This window comes from Limnospira sp. PMC 1279.21 (assembly GCF_032349615.1).
Classification (GTDB): domain Bacteria; phylum Cyanobacteriota; class Cyanobacteriia; order Cyanobacteriales; family Microcoleaceae; genus Limnospira; species Limnospira fusiformis.
Window position 1 is genome coordinate 66,472 of sequence record NZ_JARPLU010000002.1, and the last position, 6,074, is coordinate 72,545.

Annotated in this window: 5 protein-coding genes; all 5 read right to left on the minus strand. The window is 40.8% G+C overall.

Features of this window, described 5'->3' with window-relative positions; all coding sequences use genetic code 11:
• Positions 1-16 precede the first annotated feature (16 nt).
• Positions 17-982: a ShlB/FhaC/HecB family hemolysin secretion/activation protein gene (locus P5683_RS00705; protein ID WP_315642350.1), complete on the minus strand. Its 966-nt coding sequence runs from the start codon at positions 980-982 to the stop codon at positions 17-19.
• The gene (locus P5683_RS00710; RefSeq protein WP_315638546.1) at positions 973-1,761 is read right to left on the minus strand and encodes a POTRA domain-containing protein; all 789 of its coding nucleotides are present in this window, start codon (positions 1,759-1,761) and stop codon (positions 973-975) included. The genes P5683_RS00705 and P5683_RS00710 overlap by 10 nt, the downstream gene beginning before the upstream one ends.
• A 142-nt stretch (positions 1,762-1,903) precedes the next feature.
• Positions 1,904-2,287, minus strand: coding sequence for a response regulator (locus P5683_RS00715; protein WP_006622978.1), 384 nt, complete (start codon positions 2,285-2,287; stop codon positions 1,904-1,906).
• A 510-nt stretch (positions 2,288-2,797) separates the two neighbouring features.
• Positions 2,798-5,830 carry a PAS domain S-box protein gene (locus tag P5683_RS00720; protein WP_273247741.1) on the minus strand — a complete coding sequence of 1,011 codons (3,033 nt, stop codon included), beginning with the start codon at positions 5,828-5,830 and terminating at the stop codon, positions 2,798-2,800.
• A 107-nt stretch (positions 5,831-5,937) separates the two neighbouring features.
• Positions 5,938-6,069: a hypothetical protein gene (locus P5683_RS00725; protein ID WP_006622980.1), complete on the minus strand. Its 132-nt coding sequence runs from the start codon at positions 6,067-6,069 to the stop codon at positions 5,938-5,940.
• Positions 6,070-6,074 lie beyond the last annotated feature (5 nt).

Genomic DNA, 6,074 nt, shown 5'->3' on the forward strand with positions numbered 1-6,074 from the left:
ATGAACTAGGAAATATTTACCTAAACGGACTCCATTCCACCGAAAAATATAACCCATGTTCTTGGAGAGTTCGTTTATTGGAACTAAGTTCTATCAGGGGAATTCCCCAATCAAACCTGGCGCGGAAATTATCACCATACTGCCAACGCAAGCCTAAACCTAAAGACATTAAAGTTTCCGCAGATAATTGCAATTCGTCAGCGTTGCTACTCCAGGCTGTACCGAAATCGACAAAGGGGGTAACTTGTAAAATTCCCTTATTGTTATCTACTCGGAGAATGGGATAGCGTAACTCCGCCGAAGCAAATATAAAATTATCGCGCAATAAGGCATCCTGACGGTATCCCCGAAGATTGTCTAATCCCCCTAATCCTACTTGTTCTAGGGGTACTAATTCCTGTGTAGATAATTGGATATCCGATCGCAATAATACGGGGGTATTTGGGGCTAATAATCGCAGCCACTGTGCTTGACCTCGCCATGCTAGATATTGGCTATCAGGACCATCATCATTAATCGTCGAGTTCAACAGATTTAAGCCTATACTAAATTGCGATCGCGCCGCCAAAACCTGTTGAGTTCCTCGCCTGGTATATTCCTGAGATAAGCGCAAAATTGATAGGCGGGTTTGACCATCCGAGTCCGCACCTCTAGCTAAGGGAAAACCTATGCCTAAAATAGATGTCTCGCTTTGGCGACGAGCGAAACTAACACCCAAAGCCAACTCTTCTGTAGGTGTCTGAATAATAGGTTGGCGATATCGCAATTCAAAGGTCGTGCTTTTCGCCTCAATATCCAGTTCATTAAAAGGTCGTTCTACAATATTACTATCCGTATAATTAAAGTAAAATCCGACCGTACCGTTGCGGGCATTAATCGGAAAATCATAGAATATATCTACTACATTACTGCCATCCGTATTACTATAATATATCCCTAAACCATCTCCTTGTCCGAGAAGATTCGCCTCTGTCAGTTCAATGCCTCGTTGAAACGTGCTAACACTGGGGGGCGATAGTTATTAGCAAATAAATTAATATCGAAGGTTTTAGCCGTCGCAAATTCTACGTCTAAGATACTCTGACCAGGACAAGTTCCCGTAGATAATTCAGCTTGTATCGTATCAATTAGGGGGTTTAATTGTAATAGTTGTAACGCCGCCAGTAGACGATTTTGATTGAGGGTTTTTGCCGTAGCCACAGCTAGACTACTACGCACATAATTGGGGTTTAGTCGTCCTGTAGCGCTGACGTTAATATCAGTTACTTCGCCTTCTAAAATTTGGATATTTACCGTTCCCTGTTGCAGTTCCTGGGGGGGGATAAAAGCGCCCGAAGTGATGTAACCTTCGCTGATATAAAGATTGGTAATCGCCGAACGTGCTTGCAAAAGTTCCGCAAACGTAATCGGACGGTTTAGAAAAGATTGCGTAACTTCTGCTAGTTGTTGATTACTAAAGGCTGTGTTTCCTTCAAAGCTGAATTGTTCGACAATAATAGTAATAGATACATCTGGAGTTTCTTCGATATTTTCTGGTGTCGGTAAAGGGGAAGGAAATAACTGATCAGGTGTGGGTAACTGCGGGGGAAGTTCGGGTTCTGGTTGGGGACGTTCTGGTAGTGATGGAATGGTGTTGGGAACCTCTGGAAAATTTACAGGTAAGACCGGGGAGAGGCTTTCGGCTAGGGTAGCACAAGGGTAAGTGATAGCTACAATCTTAATAGTGGTATTTAGTAGCAACTTCAATAGGTTATTGAACATAGGTTTTGGAGTTCAGATGCCCATATTTACTCCTCAATGTGTAACTGCCAGCTATATTGAGATTTTCATCATTTTAGCCTGGTTTTTTGTGTCTGACACGGTTAAATATTTCCCAGAGGTTGCCGTTAGTTTCAATGGCTGATTAATCAGAATTGGTCGCTAACAGGTCCCTGACTTGTTGGGCTAAGGTCAAGGGGTTGAATGGTTTGGTAATCACTCCGGTGATGTCCATTTGTTCAAAGCGATCGCGATCTTGTTTTAGCACTTTGGCTGTCAGCAGAATTACCGGAATTTCTCGACAGCTTGGTGTTTGTTGGAATTGCCTGGCCAACTCGAAACCATCGAGATCTGGCATGGATACATCTAACAAAATCGCATCAGGATGTTCCGTTTTGGCTTTCTGTAACCCCTCTTGACCAGACTTGGCTGTAATTACATCCCAACCTCCCAGATCGGTCAGACAAACCCGGACAATTTCCCGGATACGTTCTTCATCATCAATTACTAAAATTTGGGGTTTTGACATAGGTCACAATTTAGGCCACAATTTACGATGTAAGCAATATAAAACTACTCTGGCTTATTAGATTCAAATAGACAAGCATTTTTCCGGTCTACGAATACAGAAAGTTATATAGATAATTATCAATTTTTACCTGTTACTTCTGTGGTCTGTCCCTGATGGCATTTGAGTTAAGCCATACTTATATATCTGGCAAAATGATTTTAATATTTAAAAAATTGTAAATATTTATGACATTTTTATTGAGAATATTTCCCACAAATTTGACGAGAGAATGGGGGTTATGGTAGGGTGGAAAAAATCAAAAATGAGCGCTGTTTGTGTGCGTATAGCAAAAATGAGGCTAAAACCCTGATTATGTCGTCAGTTTAAATGTCAGTGGGCGGAAAATGGCTAATCCCGAGACACCAATTTTGCCGAAAAAATGGACGGCCAAAAATCGGGGGGTTGACAAAAATCACATTTTGTGCATCATGACTGTTAAATGGGGAAATTGAGTTTTTAAAAACAAGTTTAATGGTCAGTACGGTTGGTATGTATAACCATAGGAATAGTGAAATAAAAAGTGCTGCCTTTAGCCAATTGACTTTCGACCCAAATTTTGCCGCCGTGTTGCTGAATAATACTTTGACAGATAGATAAACCTAAGCCAGTCCCACCCTTTTGGCGAGAGTCCGAGGCATCGACTTGCTGAAAGCGACTAAAGATAGTTTCTAGTTGTTCGGGAGGAATGCCACGTCCCTGGTCGCGGACTTGAAAAAGCACCATATCATCCTGTGGATAAGCTGAGAGAGTGACGGTGGTATGGGGAGGGGAAAACTTAATAGCATTACCGACCAAATTAGTCAGAGTTTGTAGCATAGCATCTCGTTCCGCCCAGAGTTGAAGGGAGGTGGGTAAAATTTCGAGGGTAATGGAGTCTTGATGAGCGATCGCTTGTAAACTCTTAACCACTTGTGTCATCAAGTCCTGAGCGGAACAAGCCTCCATTTGAAATTCAACCTGACCCGAGTTTAACCGTTCAATATCAAGAATATCATTCACCAGTCGCACGAGTCTTTCTGTCTCTAATAAAGCAATTTGAATAAATTTATGAAACTCCTGGGGTTTGTGATCATACAAGCCAGAAGATAACAGTCCTAAAGAACCTTGAATAGCGGTGAGTGGCGTTCTCAGTTCATGGCTAACCACAGAAATAAACTCATTTTTCATCTGTTCTACAGCTCGCCGTTCACTGATATTCTGAGCTTGAGCAATAAAATAGAGAGGAACCCCGTCAATATTTCGGACTACCGACATACTTAACAATACCCAAATCACATATCCTTGCTTATGAAGGTAACGTTTTTCTACATAGTAATATTGAACTTGACCATCGAGCAATTTTTGAATGGATTTTACCTCCTGCTCATAATCTTCTGGGTGGGTGATATCTTTACATTGAAGTTGGAGTAGTTCTGCTTCCTGGTAGCCTAACATTTCACATATACAGCGATTAACTTTTAAGCAGTTTCCTTGGGGGGATAACAATGCCATACCGATCGCTGCATCTTCAAAAGCAGTGCGGAAGAGTTCCTCACTATCTCGGAGTTTTTGTTCGGCTTGTTTATAGTGGGTGATATCAAAGGTTAAACCTAAAATTTGGCTAAGTTTACCCTGTTTGTCTAACAATGGTAAATATTTAACAATCAGGGTTTTTGGGGGTTGATTTGGAAGCGTAATAGTAGCTTCGCCCATTTGTATGCTTAGGGTTTGGATCGTTTTTTCTAGCAAGGGTAAATAGTGGGAAGTTGCCTCTGGGAGAAATAGCTCTTCATCTCGGCGACCCATAAATGTTTCTTCTGACCAGCCTGTTAGTTCTAATGCTCGTTGGTTGACGAATTTTAAACGGCGATCGCTGTCATAAATTACAAAGACATCAGGAGCATGGTTTACCGCTAGGCGTAGGAGTTCTTCGCTTTCTGCTAAGGCTATTTCTGCTTCTTTGCGATCGCTAATATCTTCCGCAAATCCTATATAACGCAGGGGAGAACCATCGTCATTATAAATAATGTTGACTTCTTCATAAACCCACCTAATTACACCATCATTTCTAATAATCCGATATTCTCGTTTAACCAAATTATTTTGATGCTGTTTTTCCTGATAATTAATTACTGCTCCTCGGTCTTCTGGGTAGATGGTATTTAACCAAGAATCAGGATTTTGATAGAGACTCTCACAGGTGCGTCCCCAAATTTTTTCATAGGCTGGGCTTAAATAAATATATTGTCCTGAATGGGCGCATTTTACAAAGAAAAACTGACTGATAGTAGAGGCAATTTCTTGAAAGCGTTTTTCACTTTTGATTAAGGCGACTTCAGTTTTTTTACGATAGTTAATATCTGTGATAATCGCACAACATCCAGCATATTTACCATCATCAAATATAGGATTAGTTGATAGTATAGTCCAGAGAATATCTCCGTTTTTCCGCTTCCATTTAAACTCATGTTGTTCCGCAATACCTTCACGACGACGTTGCAGATAATTTTCGACTATTGGATAATCCTGTTCATCCACAAACTTAAATAGGGAAGATTGAGTTATTTCTTCTTGGGTATAACCCAGCATATCTGCCATTTGCTGATTGACACAAGTGGTCATATTGTCACTGTCAATCATCCAAACTCCTTCGAGGGTCGTTTCAATGATAGTCCGAAATTTAGCCTCGCTTTTTATTAAAGCTGCTTCCGTCTTTTGGCGATCGCTAATATCTTGAACCCAAGACAGCAACATATTCAGTTTTCCTGATTCATCGTAAAAATTGGAATTGTACCACTCACAATAAATAACTGAGCCATCTTTGCGGTAATTACGATTTATGCAAATCCTCCTTTTTTCTTGATTAGCAAAAATGGTCTGAGTTTCTCGATTAATGCGATCGCTATCTTCCTCAAAGATTAATTTCCATTCATTCATCGACTTACCCAACACTTCCGACTCAGACCAACCAAATATCTCTTCTGCTTGCTTAGACCATTGGATAACCCGCAATTTTCGATCCCAAATAATAGTTCCCATGGGAGAATTATCAATCAGTGTTTTTAATTGATGATTCACCGATTGTAATTGCTGTGTAATTCCTGAATGATGGGTGAAATCATCCCCTCTGTGGGAGGATAGCAGTTGCATTTCAATGCGACCTTGTGCTTCTTCCAAATCTAAGGGATAAATCAGAACATCTGCTACTCGCAAGTTCAACCGGCGAACTTCCCGAAATATGGTTGTAGACTCAGCTAGTAGCATAATGGGAATGTTGGCGGTTACCGTGTGCGCTTGTAATTGTTTGGCGATCGTATATCCATCAGTATCCGGTAATTTCACATCTAAAAGAATGAGGTCAGGTGGAATATGTTTCGCTACCCCCAGACCTTCATATCCATCACCAATAACCTGAACTTGATAATTATTGATAGTTAATAGGTTAGCCAGTTCCCCGCGACTCGGAGACTCGCCTGCAATCACTAAAAGCCGAACCGGAAAATTGATATCGGTGGAAGCCATAATCTGCTATCAGTGCAAGAAAATATACTTATAGTTTTGATAGTAGCGCTTTTGATATTAAAGTCATAGCGACTTGACAAATTTTTTTCTTGAACCTTATAAGTTTCTTATATTTCACTGCTATAGTTAATTCCAGACCCTGATTGATTCTCAGTCCACCCATAAACGAAAATCACTGTTGATTTTTCGGTGGCGATCGCCTTCCCACTAGCTATGCTGGCTAGGAAGGTGTTAGCCACTTACC

What these genes read in the sequence shown, in the direction of transcription:
- P5683_RS00710 (WP_315638546.1), bottom strand. Translation starts at nt 1,761, where the DNA reads ATGTTCAATAACCTATTGAAGTTGCTACTAAATACCACTATTAAGATT.
- P5683_RS00715 (WP_006622978.1), bottom strand. Translation starts at nt 2,287, where the DNA reads ATGTCAAAACCCCAAATTTTAGTAATTGATGATGAAGAACGTATCCGG.
- P5683_RS00720 (WP_273247741.1), bottom strand. Translation starts at nt 5,830, where the DNA reads ATGGCTTCCACCGATATCAATTTTCCGGTTCGGCTTTTAGTGATTGCA.